The organism is Bacillus sp. SIMBA_008, from assembly GCF_046535495.1.
GTDB lineage: Bacteria > Bacillota > Bacilli > Bacillales > Bacillaceae > Bacillus > Bacillus subtilis.
Genome location: NZ_JAWRWL010000003.1, coordinates 144477 through 162134 on the forward strand (window position 1 = coordinate 144477; position 17658 = coordinate 162134).

General features: G+C 47.2%; 19 protein-coding genes. 8 read left to right on the forward strand and 11 right to left on the reverse strand.

The window, feature by feature from the left end:
- Positions 1-13: 13 nt before the first annotated feature.
- From nucF to SB658_RS11370, 3 genes are read right to left on the reverse strand one after another with little or no spacing between them, the layout of a single operon-like run.
- Positions 14-784, reverse strand: a complete 771-nt coding sequence (gene nucF, locus SB658_RS11360; protein WP_003228686.1) for a 5' nucleotidase NucF — start codon at positions 782-784, stop codon at positions 14-16.
- A gap of 28 nt (positions 785-812) precedes the next feature.
- On the reverse strand, positions 813-1247 hold the full coding sequence (locus SB658_RS11365) for a DUF86 domain-containing protein (protein WP_003228684.1): 435 nt from the start codon (positions 1245-1247) through the stop codon (positions 813-815).
- A gap of 23 nt (positions 1248-1270) precedes the next feature.
- Complete coding sequence (locus tag SB658_RS11370) at positions 1271-1546, reverse strand: YutD family protein (protein WP_003228682.1); 276 nt, start codon at positions 1544-1546, stop codon at positions 1271-1273.
- 113 nt (positions 1547-1659) lie between these two features.
- Between SB658_RS11370 and SB658_RS11375 the strand changes: the two genes are divergently transcribed.
- Positions 1660-2292, forward strand: a complete 633-nt coding sequence (locus SB658_RS11375; protein ID WP_003228680.1) for a YhcN/YlaJ family sporulation lipoprotein — start codon at positions 1660-1662, stop codon at positions 2290-2292.
- A 15-nt stretch (positions 2293-2307) separates the two neighbouring features.
- Here the strand turns inward: SB658_RS11375 and lipA are convergent, their stop codons facing one another.
- Complete coding sequence (gene lipA / locus SB658_RS11380; RefSeq protein WP_003222888.1) at positions 2308-3204, reverse strand: lipoyl synthase; 897 nt, start codon at positions 3202-3204, stop codon at positions 2308-2310.
- 234 nt (positions 3205-3438) lie between these two features.
- Here lipA and lytH point away from each other — a divergent pair, with 234 nt between their 5' ends.
- Entirely contained in the window at positions 3439-4419 is a 981-nt protein-coding gene (gene lytH, locus SB658_RS11385) for an L-Ala--D-Glu endopeptidase (RefSeq protein WP_029725889.1), read from the forward strand.
- A gap of 26 nt (positions 4420-4445) precedes the next feature.
- Here lytH and yunB read toward each other — a convergent pair whose 3' ends face one another.
- The 7 genes from yunB to SB658_RS11420 form a co-directional block, all read right to left on the reverse strand.
- Positions 4446-5210, reverse strand: coding sequence for a sporulation protein YunB (yunB, locus tag SB658_RS11390; RefSeq protein WP_144500536.1), 765 nt, complete (start codon positions 5208-5210; stop codon positions 4446-4448).
- 72 nt (positions 5211-5282) lie between these two features.
- Positions 5283-5588, reverse strand: a complete 306-nt coding sequence (locus SB658_RS11395; RefSeq protein WP_003242587.1) for a YunC family protein — start codon at positions 5586-5588, stop codon at positions 5283-5285.
- Between the two features lie 64 nt (positions 5589-5652).
- Positions 5653-7041: a bifunctional metallophosphatase/5'-nucleotidase gene (locus tag SB658_RS11400; protein ID WP_029725890.1), complete on the reverse strand. Its 1389-nt coding sequence runs from the start codon at positions 7039-7041 to the stop codon at positions 5653-5655.
- A 19-nt stretch (positions 7042-7060) separates the two neighbouring features.
- Positions 7061-7882 (reverse strand): sulfite exporter TauE/SafE family protein, encoded by an 822-nt coding sequence (locus SB658_RS11405; protein ID WP_003228670.1) that lies wholly within the window; start codon positions 7880-7882, stop codon positions 7061-7063.
- Between the two features lie 17 nt (positions 7883-7899).
- Entirely contained in the window at positions 7900-8748 is an 849-nt protein-coding gene (locus SB658_RS11410; protein ID WP_410601791.1) for a DUF72 domain-containing protein, read from the reverse strand.
- Positions 8749-8785: 37 nt separating this feature from the next.
- Positions 8786-9133: a YunG family protein gene (locus tag SB658_RS11415; RefSeq protein WP_015714653.1), complete on the reverse strand. Its 348-nt coding sequence runs from the start codon at positions 9131-9133 to the stop codon at positions 8786-8788.
- 98 nt (positions 9134-9231) lie between these two features.
- Positions 9232-10572: an allantoinase gene (locus SB658_RS11420; protein ID WP_003228663.1), complete on the reverse strand. Its 1341-nt coding sequence runs from the start codon at positions 10570-10572 to the stop codon at positions 9232-9234.
- 174 nt (positions 10573-10746) lie between these two features.
- On the opposite strand from SB658_RS11420, the gene pucR reads away from it, so the two are divergent.
- The 6 genes from pucR to yuzJ all read left to right on the forward strand — a co-directional run bounded on the left by pucR (position 10747) and on the right by yuzJ (position 17521).
- On the forward strand, positions 10747-12342 hold the full coding sequence (pucR, locus tag SB658_RS11425; protein ID WP_003228661.1) for a purine catabolism transcriptional regulator PucR: 1596 nt from the start codon (positions 10747-10749) through the stop codon (positions 12340-12342).
- A gap of 144 nt (positions 12343-12486) precedes the next feature.
- The gene (pucJ, locus tag SB658_RS11430; protein ID WP_038427896.1) at positions 12487-13836 is read left to right on the forward strand and encodes a uric acid permease PucJ; all 1350 of its coding nucleotides are present in this window, start codon (positions 12487-12489) and stop codon (positions 13834-13836) included.
- Positions 13837-13841: 5 nt separating this feature from the next.
- Entirely contained in the window at positions 13842-15134 is a 1293-nt protein-coding gene (gene pucK, locus SB658_RS11435; protein WP_014480761.1) for a uric acid permease PucK, read from the forward strand.
- Between the two features lie 12 nt (positions 15135-15146).
- Positions 15147-16631: a factor-independent urate hydroxylase gene (gene pucL, locus SB658_RS11440; RefSeq protein WP_029725893.1), complete on the forward strand. Its 1485-nt coding sequence runs from the start codon at positions 15147-15149 to the stop codon at positions 16629-16631.
- Positions 16631-16975 carry a hydroxyisourate hydrolase gene (gene uraH, locus SB658_RS11445; protein ID WP_029725894.1) on the forward strand — a complete coding sequence of 115 codons (345 nt, stop codon included), beginning with the start codon at positions 16631-16633 and terminating at the stop codon, positions 16973-16975. The genes pucL and uraH overlap by 1 nt, the downstream gene beginning before the upstream one ends.
- A 414-nt stretch (positions 16976-17389) precedes the next feature.
- Positions 17390-17521, forward strand: a complete 132-nt coding sequence (gene yuzJ / locus SB658_RS11450) for a YhzE/YjcZ family sporulation protein YuzJ (RefSeq protein ID WP_009968115.1) — start codon at positions 17390-17392, stop codon at positions 17519-17521.
- Positions 17522-17658: the final 137 nt, after the last annotated feature.

Consider the following 17658-nt stretch of genomic DNA (forward strand, 5'->3'; position numbering starts at 1 on the left):
GGGCGCCCTTTTTTCAAATGTATGGAATCCATTCAGTCAGAGAGTCAATGGCGCGAGTCGGTTTTTCCATATCGTCTGTTATATGTTCTCTTTTCGTTACGCCTGTGTGAACGAGCAGCGTATCCATACCCGCGTTAATGCCGGCCATAATATCAGTGGCGTAGTTGTCGCCGACCATGAGTGTTTCAGACACATCTGTGCCGAGAACGCGCATCGCCTGCTCCATAATAATTGATTCCGGCTTGCCGATAAATACAGGCTGTACACCTGTAGATACGGTTAACACCGATGTCAGTGAGCCGTTTCCCGGCAGGAGCCCTCTTTCAGTCGGAATCGCAATATCTCCGTTAGTGGAAATAAAGCGGGCGCCATTTCTGATTGCCAGGCAGCCGACAGCAAATTTTTCGTATGTAATGGAACGGTCGATGCCAACAACGACAAAATCCGCGTTTTCTCCGCCAAATGTCAGGCCGTTTTCTTCAATCGCCTGGCGGATTCCTTCCTCCCCAATCACATACACAGACGCGTCTTTTTTCTGCTGTGCAATGTGCTGGGCAGTTGCCATGCTGGTCGTGAAGACCTGCTCTTCTGTTGCCGGAATATCAAAAGACACGAGCTTGTCCGCTACCTGCTTCGGTGTGCGCGAAGAGTTGTTTGTCACGAAAAGATAAGGAACGCCGCGATCTTTCAGCGTTCTGACAAATTCACACGCCTCCTCGATTTTTTCCGTGCCATTGTACATTGTTCCGTCTAAATCAATTAAATACCCTTTATATGTTTTCATATCCAACACTCCTGTGGCTTTCCAGTTGTTATTTAAACGCGGAAACAGGTCCTAGCTCTGTTTCCAAATAGCTTCTGATCCGTTTCGGGAAGTCCTGAAGAGCTGTTTGATGCGCCTTGATCAGCCTGTAAAGCTCGCCGCTGTCAGCGAGCAGATACTGTTGAACCAACGTTTTGCGGTAGGCGATCAATTTTTTGAGCTCATCACCCTCTTTTTCCGTGACAACTTTCTCATCAACAAGTATATCCATAATGTCGTCATAGCTGCCCGGGTCCCGCATAATAAAGCCGTCAATCATGTCATTGCCTGTATCCAAAATGCATTCGATTAACAGATGGCCTATACGCTGAAGTGCCAATTCCCCGATTTCAGACTGCCAGTCTGTTTGTGAGTCAAATAGCGCCAGCTGGTGCTCGAAGAACCCTAGTGTTTTCTCGATTTTGCTTCTGTCAACAAAATACATGACAGCATCCCCTTTGTGTATATTTATTTTCTGATCCGTTTCAAGACAAAATACGCACAGCCGAAATTGCAGTATTCGTAAATATATTCATCTAATGTGCTGATTTTCGTTTCGAAGGTTGCCTTTTGATTCTGGTCGTCAAAGAAGCCCTTGAGCCTTAACTGACCGTATCCCCAGTCTCCCACAATATAATCGTATTTATTTAATATATCGGAGTAGCGGGCTTTAAAAGCCTCTTCGTTGAAGCCGTCTTTGAAATTGTGCACCAATTCAAATTCGGCATTTTGAATAAGAATCATGATCTCACCTCTTTTTCACTCATTCCTATCATAATTCATTGCCCCGTCCCCATCAATTGCTAAAGAATAAATCATGCGATTTGGCTACCCTACACATGAGGAGGGATTGATAAATGAAACGAACCGCTGTCAGCCTCTGCCTTCTGACCGGACTTTTATCCGGGTGCGGAGGCGCAGGATTGGATAATGCCCAAAATGTCCGGAATCAGACGCAGAATCAAACCAAACCCATTCATGTGTCGGACCGCAACGAGGCTTTTAACAGGCATAATGAGAACGAACAATTTGGCTATGTCCGCTATCAAAGAGAACAATTTGACGGAGACCAGCAGAAAACGCCGGTGATGAACCGGGAAGAAACCGCTCACATGATATCAAGTTTAACGGTTCAGCTCCCCCATATTCAAGATGCTGCGACATTGGTGACTGACCGAGAAGCGCTTGTCGTATACAAAACCGATTCTAAAAACCGGGAGCTGACCGCCGATCAAGTGAAGAAAACAGCGGCTTCTGTGATCCCGCGATACTATCATGTGTATATTTCAGATAACCCAAACCATATGCAGTCGATCGAAAATTACAGCAATCTCGGCTCTGGTTCAAGGGATATCAGAGAGATCATGTCGGGGACGATTCAAGAAATGAAAACCTCCCCGCAAGGAAGCCCTGTCTCAGAGAATGAAAATGCCAATGGAGAAACGCGTCAGGACATGAAAATCGATAGGAATGACAAAAACGCCAGATGATCTGGCGTTTTGGCATTATGCTTGTGCTTGACGCTTTTTAGATGCTTCGTTTACTTGTTCATCCGCATGGTAAGAGGAACGGACAAGCGGACCGGCTTCACAATGGCTGAAGCCTTTTTGCATCGCGATTTCTTTTAATTCTGCAAATTCATCAGGATGGTAGTATTTTTGGACTTTCAAGTGTTTCTTCGTCGGCTGCAGATATTGGCCGATTGCCATAATATCCACGTTGTTCGCCAAGAGGTCGTCCATTACTTCAATAATCTCTTCTTTTGTTTCGCCGAGCCCGATCATGATACTTGATTTTGTCGGAATGTCAGGCTGCATTTCCTTCGCACGGCGCAAAAATTCCAATGAACGGTCGTACGTCGCACGCGCACGGACTCTTGGCGTCAGGCGGCGAACCGTTTCGATATTGTGATTCAGGATGTCTGGGCGTGTATCCATTAAGGTTTTTAGGTTATCGTAGTTTCCGCCCATATCAGACGGCAGCACCTCAATTGTTGTGAACGGGCTTTTTCTGCGGATCGCTCGGACCGTTTCCGCGAAAATGCCTGCCCCTCCATCTTTCTGATCGTCACGCGCAACAGCCGTAATGACCGCGTGCTTCAGATTCATAAGCGCGACTGAATCCGCTACGCGTTCCGGCTCTTGCAGGTCAAGCTCAGTTGGAAGGCCTGTTTTGACAGCACAGAAACGGCATGCTCTTGTACAAACAGAACCTAAAATCATAAATGTCGCTGTACGTCTGACCGCCCAGCATTCATGAATATTCGGACACTTTGCTTCTTCGCATACGGTATGCAGGTTGTTTTCCCGCATGAGTTTTTTGAGCCCTGTATAGTTTTCATTTGTATTTAATTTAATTTTAAGCCATTCGGGCTTTCTGAGGTGTTCGTCTTTCTTTGCCAATTCCCATCATCTCCAATATCCAATATACTCAATTTCTGACACGAAACATTCTGAAAACGAGAAAGGTGCAGGTTTTAGTTCTGCAACAAAAATAATGTTTTTCTAACTAAAGAAAGTCTTTTCTTTAGACACTTTAACATAGGAAAAATTTCTCGACAAGGGAAGATGATTACTGACATTTTTAAGCCGGGTTGCCGCAAACTATGTGTATTCAATATGAAAGGAGATTATTTTGTGAAACTTTTGTTATCCGCTCTTCTTCTCCTTTTGTTTGCATTTGAGCCTTCTGCGTCTGGAAAAAAACTTTCAGATCCAGTGCTGTCGAAACGGATGGAATTATATCATAAAATCGAAGCTGTGACGCAGATCCCTTGGTATGCGCTCGCCGCTGTTGATCAATACGAAGAAAACGTGCGGAGCAACCGGAAAGATCTGCCTGACAAGGCGGGAATCATCAGCATCTATATACCCGATGACATCTGGAGCGGGCCTGAAAACCCGAATCCGAAAGACGATGCGCCGTTAAGCATTAAAGTGTTTGACGGAATCGGAATGGATGGCGATGGAGACGGGAAAGCCGAGGTCAGCAACGATGAAGATATTTTGTATACGTTCAGCCAATACTTACTGTCGTATGGCACAGATGAAGACAACATCCGGATCGGGCTTTGGAATTATTACCGGCGTGATCAGACAGTGGGGATCATATCTGAATTCATGAAGCTGTTTAAAGCCTACGGCCATATTGATCTGGGCGAGCATGCATTCCCGCTTCCGATCAGAACCGATTACAGCTATCGAAGCACGTGGGGAGATGCCCGCGGCTTCGGAGGAAGGCGGATTCATGAAGGTACGGATATCTTTGCCCATTACGGCCTTCCTGTCAAATCCACATGTTACGGCGTAGTTGAAATGAAGGGCTGGAACCGCTTCGGAGGATGGAGAATCGGCATCAGGGACATTAACAATACGTATCATTATTTTGCCCATCTCAATGGGTTTGCCAAAGGGATTAAAACAGGACAAATCGTTGAGCCTGGCCAAGTGATCGGATCAGTCGGCAGCTCCGGATACGGCCCGCCGGGAACCGCCGGGAAGTTCCCGCCGCATCTGCACTATGGCATGTACAAAGATAACGGAAGAACCGAATGGTCATTTGATCCATACCCGCATTTGAGGGCGTGGGAGCGATATGAATACCAAAAAAAGAAGTAACAAAAGCCGCCTCTTCAACAGGCGGCTTATTTGCTGCTTTTTTCTTTTTTTGAATCGGCACCGTCTTCTTTGCTGCTCGGAAGCTGGACAGAAGGCGTGACACCCGAGCCGCCGCTTCCATTATAAAACTGCGGCACTTCGCCCTGCACTGCTTTAATTGATACAGGAACATTATTTGTGACGACAGCGGTTTTGCTGGCAAATGGAATGATGACCTTCACTTTAATTTCGACAAAGATGCTGATATCAATAAGTGCGTTATTTATGCCATACGGCTTGATTTTGGTTTTGACATCTGTAAAAGCGTCACCGATTAAATTGAACCGGACCGGGATTTTCGGCCCGAGGTTTCCAAGAAGGCTGTTGCCGGTTACCTGTCCCAGCGGAATGTTGATCATAATGTTTTCACTGGCGCCGCTGTGTCCGGTATGGGTTTCCATCTCTTTCAAATTAGCCTGAAGCTGCTTTGTCACTTTTGTTTTCACACTGTTTACAACCTGTGTATTAAAATCGATTGTCGTTAAGTTTCCGTTTTCATCAGAATTCATTTGAAACATATCTTTCATATTTTCACTGTCAGACATATAGTCCTCAATCGAATCCTGGATCACCTCTGTCGCTATACGCTTCGTTTCCATCTCGCCGATGTCCATTAAAACAGGTTTGATCGAGCCATTGATCATCCAAAGGCTGACCGTTGTTGACAGGATAAAAAAGACAACGGACAGGAGCATCACGTAACGGAAAGGCAAAGGTCCTCTCTTGCGAAAAGGGCCGCGATATCTTGGCAAGAAAATCCCCCCTTACATATCACAATGTATGCTTGTAAGAGGGGACATAGTAATAGCCGGGGCCAATTTATTTTATTTCATCATTTTTAAAAGCGCTTCTCTGCCGCTCATGCCGACTTTGATGCCAAGATCTTCCGCAGCGTACGTGACGGATTCTAAAGGTGCGTCTAACAGCTGGTCAATGGTGCGGACACCAACTGCGCGTCCCGCCACGATGCCGCGCTCCTTTAATTTTTCATTCAGCAGTGCCACATCAAGCGCGCCGCACATAATGTATCCGTGATCATTGGCGACGGCCATAAAATTCGTTTTGGGAAGCTTTACTGTCACAGCTGTAAAAGGCTGTCCTTCTATCATGATCGGTGTCAGGTTTACCACGTCAACCACTCCCTTCATTCATCACTTTATGATGAAGGGCACAGCTTGTTGTGGGCTGACTGCCTTATTGTGCAAGCTTCCAAGCAAGCAGATCCCGCAAAAATTCCGGCATAAAATATTCTTTTTCTGCAGCGTCGCGAATCAACGGAAACAGTTTGCCGAGCGTAAACATATCAAGCACCGCAACGGAGTATTGTTTATGTTTTTCAATATCTTCCCCGTTCAGTGTGATCCGAGTGACGTGGGTGATCCCGTCATCGAGCCGTTTCGTTTCTACCTCAACGCCGGCATACACCATTTTCCCCATCACTTCTCCGCGGAAGCCGAGTCCTTTGATCCGGAGCTGCTCCATTTGTTCGGAAGCGGCATGGACAATGGTTTCCTTCAGTTCTTCTCCCGTCAGGCGGACAGCCACCGGGTTGATCGGATGCGGACAGATGCGGTGCAGATCCAGCTTTGTCACAGGACCTGCTTTTAGCGGACCGAGAATGACACCTGAATTGACCATACTGATGTCCGTCTCGCACCATTCCTTTAAGGCGTATGCCAAAAGCAAAGGCAGCTCTGATTCTTCAAACCACTTCACCTCAGCATCTTGTGCAAGCTCTGCAACGGCATCGGACAGTTTCTCCTCGGCTTCACGTTCTTTTTCATTGAGAAACGCTTTTGTTTCTGCGGATTCTCCTGTCCATTCCGCCATGTTCTGCACAGAAGCCGTTTTGCTGATGATGCTTCGCTGTACGCTGTCCACCGTGATTTCTACACAGCCGACATAATGCCCGTATTTCTCGGCGCTGGCCAGCAGTACCCCATTCACCACTTGTCCATCTTCAAGCAAATGATGGGTATGTGATTCGAGGATTACATCAATCTCAGGTACCGCTTCAGCCACTGCCTGATCATCTAGAATGCCTAAATGCGACAGCAGAACGATAATATCAGCCTGCCCTTTCACTTCCCGAATGGTTTCCTTTATGCTTTCAAGAGCATCCGTTACTGTCCATCCCAGCTTGTCATATACAGGATAATACGGCACAGTTACACCTAAGAAAGCAATGGACATACCGTTTTTCAATGATTTGATATGGTAAGGCACCGCCCAGGACGGACGGTTTCCATTTTTATCAAACAGGTTAGAGACGATGACAGGAAATTCAGCATGATCATATAAGGCAGCAAGCTCTTCATGCGGAAGCGTAATCCCTTCGTTATTGCCGATCGCCGCTCCATCAATGTGAAGGCGGTTTAAGAGATCGACATTCGCTTTTCCGAATGTCGCCTCTGTCACGAATTGAAAACGATCAAGATGATCGCCAATATCAAAAACGAGCGTCTCTTCACCGTCTGACTGATGCTCTTTTCTTTTCTGCTCGATATAATCTACAATTTTCGGCCAATTTTCAAAATGGCTGTGCAAATCATTTGTATGATATAAGCGGAGCTTCTCCTTCATAATATCTCTCCCTAATCGTTCAGCTGAAAATGCCTTCATAAATGAGCTGGCAGCCGATCAAAATCAATACGATCCGCATGATCATAACGATCGTTTTCGTCTGCATTTTTCTGTTGATGGCGGCGCCAAGCTTTCCGCCGAACCAAGCGCCGGGCACAAGCGCGAGGGCATACAGCCAATTGACGTGCCCGGAAATCATATGTGAAACAGACCCTGTCATAGAAGACAGGAAAATAATAAACATGGACGTTGCCACCGCAACCTTCGGCGGAAACAGAAATAACAGCATCATCGCCGGAACCATCAGTGATCCGCCGCCTATACCGAAAAGTCCGCCTAAAAAACCGACAACAAAGGCAATGGCAATACCCACAGAGGCCTGATATGAGTACGTATAAGGCTCACCGGCATCATCCTGAAATGTCCGGATAATTCCTTTGTGCGCTTTGTTGATTGGCCGGGCTTTCGCTTTCAGCATTAAGGATAATGAAATCAGAATCATAAAAATGCCAAACCAAACGGAAAACGAGTTTGAATTGAACAGCTTTGACACGTAAGCCCCGATCATGCTGCCGGGACCTGAACCGATAAAGAAAATGAGCCCGCTCTTATAATCAACTGTTTTATATTTAATATAAGCCAAAGTTGAAGAAAGGCCCGTAAAAATAATGACCAAAAGCGAAGTTCCAATCGCAACCTGCGGCGTCACATCCTGAAACAGCTGCGTCACTGTGCTTAAAAACATCAGAGACGGCACAATGACAATTCCGCCGCCAAGCCCGATCAGACTTCCTACCGTACCTGCGATTAATCCCAGTACGACCAAAATCACAAACGACATCAATAAAAACCTCTTTTCTAAAATAAATCGAGCTGTCTCGGAGCAAGTCCGCTGTACTCGATATCAAGCAGTTCAAGCATCTGCTTGCCATTATCCGCAGCGTCACCGCCGGAATTATTGTTGAACAGGACAAAAACATCCTTACATTGCTGCTGCAATTCATTCAGGTGCTTTTTCCAATCCTCCAGCTCCTGTTGGTTGTAGCGGTATAAGTACCTGACCTCCCGCCAGTTTTTCCCGCCATCAGGCTTCATCCAGCCCTGCTTGTTGCGCCCGTGAAACCTGACGAGCGTTTTGTTTTCATCGGTCGCGCGCAACACGGTCGGAACGCTGCCTTCTCCGATTTGCGGTTCATCACAGACACTGTGAATCCAGCCTTCCGCTTTCATAAATGAAAGCGTCTGCTCATAAAATGGCGGCGAGAACCAGGAACGGTTTCTGAATTCAAGCGCGCAAGGAATATCTCCCATTTGGTGCTTGCACCATCTCAAATAGGCGACATTCTCCTTCTTGCAGTCAAACCACGGCGGAAATTGAAACAGCACCATGGCGAGCTTATTGCTATGTAAATATGGCGTTAAAGACACCTTAAACGCATCAAACATCTCCTCTTTTGAGTCAAAGGGAATTTCGCCGCGCTGATGCCCTGTCATGCCCTGATATGCTTTCACGATAAATTGGAAGGTTTCGGGCGTTTCCTTCACCCACTTTTCATTATTGCGCGTCGGCTGAATCGCGTAAAAGCTCGCGTCTAATTCCACGATCGGAAAATGGGAGGAATAGGCCTGCAATTTTTTCTGGCTGGCCGTTTTCGGCGGATAGATGCTGTCATGATCCCCCCACCCCGTCAGTCCGATATAAATCACACTCATTCACCTCTCTTCCAGTTTATCACACGTGTTTTCAGGTTTCCTCGGAAATGCTGTTCATATGGCGGGAAAATGCAGAACGAAGATGCTGATATTGTTCCTCATTCGTATCTAAAAACGCCTCTTCTCTTGAGGAAGGAATATGCTGATATTCAATAGGCGCCTGAAACTGCTCACTCGTAAAATCGTACATCACACCATTGATGCTGTTGTAAAAATGCCAGCTCTCACCGACTTTTGTTTTGAAAATCGTGCCGCCGAAATGGTCTTGAATCACCAATGCCGTCACGCCGCATTGGCCGCATGACGGGCATTCTTCCGTCCATTTAGAGCTCGAATGGCGCGACCAGGATTGCTTAAGTATGTATTTGACATGCTCCATTGCCTCCGCCTCCTTTTTAAAAAAAGATACCACGTTGATGAGATTTTAAAAACTAGAACGGAGGAAATCAAAAAACCCGGCGGTAAAATCCGCCGGGCTTACGAAGGAACGACCAGAGCTCCGTCAATTTCAGTGACTTTTTCCCCATCATTGTACACGCACCGGCCTTTGCTGTAAGTGGCCGAAATGCTGCAGGGAAATGTATGTCCTTCGTAAATGCTTTTTTTATGCTTTGCAAACATCGATTCTCTTGTAACAGTGTACGGCTCCATGCTGACGAGCACGAAATCTGCATCACACCCCGCCTCAAGCCGCCCTTTTTTCTGAAGGCCGAATCGTTTTGCAGGGGCCGCCGCTGTCCATTCTGCGATGGTTTCAAACGGAATCTGATGCCCAAGCGCCAGTTCCAGCATTCCTAATAAAGTGAACTGCCCGCCGCTGATTCCGCCCCATGATAAAAACATGTTATCCTCCCGCTTCAAGGATGGACGGCAGGGGGAATGGTCTGAGGAAACCATGTCAATGTCCCCGGCAATAAGCGTCTCGATCAGCGTCTCTTTTGATTGCCGCGACCGGAGCGGAGGCGCGCATTTTGCGACAGAGCCCCTTTGCCGTAAATCGTCATGGCTAAACAAGACATAATGCGGGCATGTTTCAACCGAAACATCAAGACCTTCCTGTTTCGCCTCTCTGATCAGCCGGACCGCTTTCGCCGTGCTGATATGGACAAAATGAACCGGACAGCCTGTCACCTTCGCATACTGAATCGTGCGATACACCGCTTCAACTTCTGCTTCCTCCGGGCGGGAGGCGGCGTACGCATCCGCATCCACCTTTCCTTTATTGGCCAAAACCATCTGCAAGTAGCTTGTGATCGCGTCGCTTTCCGCGTGGAGAGCGAGGATTTTTCCTGCAGCCGCGATTTCTGCCATGCCTTTGAGCAATGTCCGTTCATCAACAGAGCGGAACTCATCAGTACCTGACTTTGATAAAAACGCTTTAAACCCGATCGCTCCCGCTTCAGCCATCGGACGGATGTCCTCGATATGGCCTGGCACAAGGCCGCCCCATAGCGCAAAATCCACGGCAGATTTTTGCCTGCCTAGCTCAGCTTTTGCGAGAAGATGCTCTGCCGTCACGGTTGATGGAATACAGTTGAGCGGCATATCAAAATAGGTGGTGCAGCCGCCTGCGGCCATCATTTGAGAACCTGTTTCAAACCCCTCCCAATCCTCCCTGCCCGGTTCATTAAAATGAACATGGCAGTCTATCACACCAGGAAACACGTATTTCCCGTCTGCCTGGATGATTTCCGTCCCGCTTGCTTCAATGTCAGAACCTATCTCGGCAATGACACCGTTTTGAACTGCAATATCAGCTTCTATAACGCCATCTGGCGTAACTGCCTTCGCACCTTTTATCACCATATCGTAAGCCATATTGATCCCCCCATGTAAGGATGACGATTTTTCATGTCAGTTTATGTAACACAACCAGTTCTATTTTCAACAGCTTACTGCTACTATGATCGTATTACATCAGCAAAACCGCTAGAATTCCTATTGAAAATTATTCACCTTAACCAATGTTTTTATAGAAAAGGAGAATGCGCTATGAATATTTTTGATGTGATGAAAATACCGGCTTTTGAAAACGCCAATTTAATTGCTGGTAAAGCAGGAGGAGAAAGAGAGGTTCAGCATGTCAATATGATGGACGCTCCGGATATCGCAGACTTTTTGCATAAGAATGAATTGCTCGTCACCACCGCCTATCACCTGAAGGATCACCCGCATCAATTATCTGAACTGATTCAGCAAATGGCAAAACGGGGCTGCGCGGGCCTCGGCATTAAAACAAAGCGCTATCTGGAAGATATCCCGAAGGAAATCATCGAACTGGCCGATTCATATGCGTTTCCGATAATTGAGCTTCCGGAACACATCCGCCTCGGCGATATTGTGAATGCCACACTCAGCCATATTCTCGATATGCGTTCTAACGAGCTGCAGCAAGCCATTTACGCGCACAAAAAATTCACAAACCACATTATGAGCGGCAAGGGGCTGCAATCCCTCCTCAAAAAGGTGTCAGACCTCCTTCAGCTTCCCGTGCTGCTGCTTGACCAGCATGCCAAAATGCTGTCTGCGTCTCATCAGATTTCAGTTGAGACCGAAAAGCTGAAAGGCACCCTGAATACCGTATCCGGGCCATTTTTCACTTGTTTCTCTACAATCTCAGATCAGAAAACATATTCTGTCCTGCCTATTTATAATCACGAAAAAAACTGCGGCTACCTGCTGATACCGGACATGGTGCAGGCCGGCGACAAAGGATTGATCCTCACGATTGAACAAGCGGCCAACGTCATTTCCTTTGAACTGCTGAAGGAAAATGCGCTGAAGCAGTTCAGCCGGCGGGCCCGCAATGAGTTTTTCAACAATTTTATTGAGCGGTCCTTTTCTTCAGATGACGAAATCAAAAACCGGGCGAAAGAATTCAAGCTGCGATGGGATCAAAAATACATGTGCATTGCCGGCAAACTCGATCGCAATGACGAATCAATCAGCTTTACAGAAAATCAGCTCGCTTCCGACAGCGTATTCGAATTTCTTGAAGGTGAATTATCAGCCTTCCCGTTTCCGCCTCACTTCTTTATGAAAGGAAATGTCGGCATTATTCTAATCGAAGCGACAGACAGCTGGAGTGAAATGCACGCCTCGGTGATCAGCTTTTTAGAACAGTTTCAAACACAGGTCAGCGCTCAATTTAAACGAACCGTGTCCTTTGGCATCAGCAATATCTGCCAAAAGCTCATTGATGTTCCCGACGCTTTCACAGAAGCTTCTGATGCTCTGCAATCGGGGCATTTGTCAAGAAGCACCGCATTTATCCAGGTGTATCACGCCAAAGATGTGCCTGAGCTTCTGCGCTTGCTCCCGGTTGAGGATTTGAAGAAATTTTACAACTCCACGCTTCAGAGCCTCGCTGAAAAACAGCAGGAGGATCAAAGCCTGCTTCATACGCTTTCCGTCTATTTAGAGACACACTGCCAAATTTCAGAGACGGCAAAGCGTCTGTACGTTCATCGCAATACGGTCATATACCGCCTTGAAAAATGCGAAGAGCTTCTGGGGAAAAGCTTAAAAGATCCTGAAACAACGATGCGTTTGCGGCTTGCATTACGTATGCAGCGGCTGATCAGCTAATGTTTGTTACATTTTATTACAAAACGAATCATTTTTCGTCACTTTCAGCAATCACACCTGTCTTTTTCAGCTACTGTATCCAATGACACCCCTCGATCGGCACGATATCATGTTACTAAAGTTCACATACAGGGAGGGACTATAGTGAAAAAAAGATCGTTTAAGGTGTTTACGCTTAGCCTGCAGCATGTGCTCGCCATGTATGCAGGTGCGATTTTGGTGCCCCTGCTTGTCGGCAGGGCGCTGAATGTAACAACTGAACAGCTGTCCTACCTATTGGCGATTGACCTGTTAACATGCGGCGTCGCGACGCTTTTGCAAACCTTGCGCGGAGCATACATCGGCATCGGGCTTCCCGTCATGCTTGGCAGTTCATTTGTGGCCGTCACCCCGATGATCGCAATCGGCAGCAATTACGGCATTCACGCGATTTATGGTTCCATCATTGCGGCCGGTGTGTTCATCTTTTTGTTTGCGCGTTTTTTCGGCAAGCTGACTGTGTTATTTCCTCCTGTCGTAACAGGTACCGTTGTGACCTTGATCGGCCTTTCACTTGTTCCGACAGGTGTGAAAAATATGGCTGGCGGCGAAAAAATAAACGGCAGCGCCAACCCCGAATACGGTTCGCTCGAAAACCTTCTTCTCTCTGTCGGTGTCCTTGTTCTGATCTTAGTCCTCAACCGCTTTCTCAAAGGATTTGCCCGAACACTATCCGTTCTGATCGGCATCGCCGCCGGAACAGCGGCAGCAGCGATCATGGGCAAAGTCAGCTTTTCTTCTGTTACAGAAGCACCGTTCTTCCAAATCCCGAAGCCTTTTTACTTCGGAGCCCCCACGTTTGAAATCGGTCCGATCTTAACGATGCTGATCGTCGGAATCGTCATTATTGTGGAATCAACCGGCGTTTTTTACGCAATCGGAAAGATATGCGGCAGACCTTTAACTGAAAAAGATCTCGTCAAAGGCTATCGAGCGGAAGGAATCGCCATTCTCATCGGCGGGCTGTTCAATGCCTTTCCTTATAATACCTTTGCGCAAAACGCCGGCTTATTGCAGCTGACCAAAGTGAAAACAAGAAACATCGTCGTTACCGCAGGCTGTATCCTTGTCTGTCTCGGACTGATTCCGAAGATTGCCGCCCTTGCATCTGCCGTTCCTGCTGCTGTACTTGGCGGCGCGACCGTCGTCATGTTCGGCATGGTGATTGCCTCCGGCGTCAAAATGCTCAGCACAGCGGATCTCAAAAATCAATACCACCTCCTAACCATCGCATGCTCAATCGCACTCGGCATCGGCGCCAGCACGGCCCCCGGGATTTTTGCTGAATTCCCCGCTCCGATTAGAATTCTGGTCAGTGACGGCACCATCACTGGCAGCCTGACCGCCATCTTTTTGAATCTATTTTTCAGCTTGCGCGACAAAAAAGAATTAACAGCACAGCAAACAGAACTTCCGGTATTAGAACATACACTCGCATTAGAAAAAGAGGTGTAAAAAAGATGAAGGAACAGCACAATGCCTTACAGCTAATGATGCTGGGGCTTCAGCACATGCTTGCCATGTATGCGGGAGCCATTCTCGTTCCGTTGATCGTCGGAGCAGCGATCGGGCTGAATGCGGGGCAGCTGACGTATTTAATCGCGATTGATTTGTTTATGTGCGGGGCGGCAACTCTTTTGCAGCTCTGGAGAAACCGATATTTCGGCATCGGCCTTCCCGTTGTGCTCGGATGCACGTTTACCGCAGTCGGCCCGATGATTTCCATCGGAAGCACTTACGGTGTCCCAGCGATATATGGTGCCATTATCGCCGCAGGACTGATTGTCGTCTTAGCCGCGGGCTTCTTCGGGAAGCTTGTCCGTTTTTTTCCGCCTGTCGTAACCGGATCAGTCGTCATGATCATCGGCATCAGCCTGATTCCAACGGCAATGAATAACCTGGCCGGAGGTGAAGGAAGCAAAGAATTCGGCTCACTGGACAACGTGCTCCTCGGGTTTGGCGTCACAGCATTTATCTTATTGCTGTTTTATTTCTTTAAAGGCTTTATCCGCTCCATAGCGATTTTGCTCGGTCTTATCGCAGGAACAGCGGCTGCATATTTCATGGGAAAGGTCGATTTTTCTGAGGTCTTGGAGGCGTCTTGGCTTCATGTTCCATCTCTGTTTTATTTCGGACCGCCAACCTTTGAGCTGCCGGCTGTTGTCACGATGCTTCTCGTTGTGATTGTCAGCCTCGTTGAATCGACAGGTGTTTACTTTGCGCTTGCCGATATCACAAACCGCAGGCTATCGGAGAAGGATCTGGAAAAAGGCTACCGGGCAGAAGGCCTTGCGATTTTGCTGGGCGGCTTATTTAACGCGTTTCCCTATACAGCTTTCTCGCAGAATGTCGGCATCGTTCAGCTTTCAAAGTTGAAAAGTGTCAACGTCATCGCCATTACAGGAATCATGCTGATGGCGATCGGGCTGGTTCCAAAAGCAGCGGCCCTGACAACAGTGATCCCCACCCCAGTTCTCGGCGGCGCAATGATCGTCATGTTCGGCATGGTCATTTCTTACGGGATCAAAATGCTATCCAGCGTTGACCTTGATTCGCAAGGCAACTTGCTGATTATCGCCTCTTCCGTCAGCTTGGGGCTTGGCGCTACAACAGTTCCCGCGTTGTTTTCATCTCTTCCGGGCGCGGCCTCTGTCTTGGCAGGAAGCGGAATTGTGATCGGCAGTTTGACGGCCATTGCACTGCACGCTTTTTTTCAAACCAAACAGCCGAATGGCACAGACATAAAAACGTAAAGGAAGATGCCAATGTTCACAATGGATGACCTGAACCAAATGGATACACAAACACTGACAGACACACTTGGCTCTATTTTTGAACACTCTTCATGGATTGCGGAGAGATCCGCAGCACTACGGCCGTTTTCGTCCCTTTCTGATCTTCACCGCAAAATGACTGGCATTGTAAAAGCCGCGGATCGCGAGACACAGCTTGATTTAATCAAAAAGCATCCCCGGCTCGGAACAAAGAAAACAATGAGCGGTGACTCGGTACGAGAGCAGCAGAACGCGGGGCTCGGCAAATTAGAACAGCAGGAATACGAGGAGTTTCTCATGCTGAATGAACACTATTATGATCGCTTCGGCTTTCCTTTTATTTTAGCGGTGAAGGGAAAGACGAAACAGGACATTCACCAAGCCCTGCTGGCAAGGCTTGAGAGCGAACGAGAAACGGAGTTCCAGCAGGCCCTTATCGAAATTTACCGAATCGCCCGCTTTCGTCTGGCTGACATCATCACTGAAAAAGGAGAGACGCAAATGAAAAGAACCATGTCTTATGGCAAAGGAAATGTATTTGCATACCGAACGTTTTTAAAACCGCTCACTGGAGTGAAGCAAATCCCAGAATCATCTTTTGCCGGGAGAAGCAATACCATTGTCGGCGTTGATGTGACATGCGAAATTGGCGGAGAAGCCTTCCTGCCATCATTTACAGACGGAGACAATACTCTCGTCGTGGCAACGGATTCAATGAAAAACTTTATCCAGCGCCATCTCGCATCCTATGAAGGAACGACAACCGAGGGGTTCCTACACTATGTAGCTCACCGATTTTTAGATACTTATTCTCATATGGACACGATCACTCTGACTGGCGAAGACATTCCGTTTGAAGCAATGCCTGCATACGAGGAGAAAGAGCTCAGCACAAGCCGCCTCGTCTTCAGAAGATCGCGTAATGAACGAAGCCGCTCTGTGCTGAAAGCAGAACGAAGCGGGAATACCATAACGATTACCGAGCAATACAGCGAAATCATGGATCTTCAGCTCGTCAAGGTGAGCGGCAACTCCTTCGTCGGCTTCATCCGGGACGAATATACGACTCTCCCGGAAGACGGCAACCGCCCGCTGTTTGTCTATTTAAACATCAGCTGGCAATATGAAAATACCAATGACGCATACGCTTTTGATCCAGCCCGCTACGTTGCGGCTGAACAAGTCCGCGACTTGGCGAGCACCGTTTTTCACGAGCTCGAAACCCCTTCAATCCAAAACCTAATCTATCATATCGGCTGCAGAATATTAGCGAGGTTCCCACAGCTCACTGATGTCAGCTTCCAATCTCAAAATCACACGTGGGATACGGTTGTCGAAGAAATCCCGGGCTCAAAAGGAAAAGTCTACACCGAACCGCGCCCGCCATACGGTTTCCAATATTTTACCGTGACAAGAGAAGACGCCGAGAAAGAAAAACAGAAAGCCGCTGAAAAATGTCGGAGCCTGAAAGCCTGATGGGAAAACTGACAACCCATATTTTAGATTTAACCAGCGGCAAACCAGCGGCGAACGTAAAAATTGAATTGAAGCGGCTGGGCGAAAGTATTTTGAAAGAGGTTTACACTAACAATGACGGCAGAGCCAATGTCCCTCTGCTGGCTGGTGAAGAGCTGGTGTCCGGAGAATATGTGATGGAATTTCATGCAGGAGACTATTTTGCGAATAAATACGTGAATACGGTCGACCAGCCGTTTTTAACCATAGTTACCGTCCGTTTTCAGCTTGCAGATCCAGATGCACATTATCATATCCCGCTCTTGCTGTCGCCGTTTGGTTATCAGGTGTATAGGGGGAGTTAAGAAGGAAGCCCGCCTCACCGGCGGTCTTCTATTTGCACTTCAATAAACTTTTGATCAGTACTTGCAGTAATCCCACGCTTAGTGAAACAACAGCTAGAATAAACATTCACCTATATTTTTCAGGATAATTGCCTACGACAAAAATATCCTGTAGTCCTTTCATTTATAAATCGAGGTTTCAAACTAATAAGTCAGCTCTTAGCAGCCGAGCTCCCTTCTCCAATCCTATAAACAGACCGCGTTTTTTCTCGAAAAAATACTCTGAAGACAATTGCTGCGTTTTTAATAGTTTTGATAACGCGTTCTCTCTTACACCTTTAGACAAAATATTCATTTTTTCTTTTTTAGACTTAAATCTATGTCGAAAATGATCGTTGGCATATCTTATACTATCTCCACTAAGGAGGTGACATTATGGGATTCTACAATTCTGGTGGATACAGTGGAAACTCTGGTTACTCAAACGGTTTCGGGAGCTCCTTCGCTTTGATCGTGGTGCTATTCATTTTGTTGATCATTGTTGGAGCAGCTATCTTTAATTATTAAGTTTAACTTTCCTTGCCTCCGCCGTATCCAACACCTCCCTGTCCGACAGACGCCATAAGAAGTTTTTATGGCGTCTTTGCTATGTGCTCACTAATCTTTTTGTAATTCAGAAGCTGTCAAGTTCTACGAGATTTATC

Bases quoted from the DNA above. Each gene is read 5' to 3' on its own strand.
- nucF (WP_003228686.1), bottom strand. From the start codon at position 784: ATGAAAACATATAAAGGGTATTTAATTGATTTAGACGGAACAATGTAC.
- SB658_RS11365 (WP_003228684.1), bottom strand. From the start codon at position 1,247: ATGTATTTTGTTGACAGAAGCAAAATCGAGAAAACACTAGGGTTCTTC.
- SB658_RS11370 (WP_003228682.1), bottom strand. From the start codon at position 1,546: ATGATTCTTATTCAAAATGCCGAATTTGAATTGGTGCACAATTTCAAA.
- SB658_RS11375 (WP_003228680.1), top strand. From the start codon at position 1,660: ATGAAACGAACCGCTGTCAGCCTCTGCCTTCTGACCGGACTTTTATCC.
- SB658_RS11400 (WP_029725890.1), bottom strand. From the start codon at position 7,041: ATGAAGGAGAAGCTCCGCTTATATCATACAAATGATTTGCACAGCCAT.
- SB658_RS11405 (WP_003228670.1), bottom strand. From the start codon at position 7,882: ATGTCGTTTGTGATTTTGGTCGTACTGGGATTAATCGCAGGTACGGTA.
- SB658_RS11415 (WP_015714653.1), bottom strand. From the start codon at position 9,133: ATGGAGCATGTCAAATACATACTTAAGCAATCCTGGTCGCGCCATTCG.
- SB658_RS11420 (WP_003228663.1), bottom strand. From the start codon at position 10,572: ATGGCTTACGATATGGTGATAAAAGGTGCGAAGGCAGTTACGCCAGAT.
- pucR (WP_003228661.1), top strand. From the start codon at position 10,747: ATGAATATTTTTGATGTGATGAAAATACCGGCTTTTGAAAACGCCAAT.
- pucK (WP_014480761.1), top strand. From the start codon at position 13,842: ATGAAGGAACAGCACAATGCCTTACAGCTAATGATGCTGGGGCTTCAG.
- pucL (WP_029725893.1), top strand. From the start codon at position 15,147: ATGTTCACAATGGATGACCTGAACCAAATGGATACACAAACACTGACA.
- uraH (WP_029725894.1), top strand. From the start codon at position 16,631: ATGGGAAAACTGACAACCCATATTTTAGATTTAACCAGCGGCAAACCA.
- yuzJ (WP_009968115.1), top strand. From the start codon at position 17,390: ATGGGATTCTACAATTCTGGTGGATACAGTGGAAACTCTGGTTACTCA.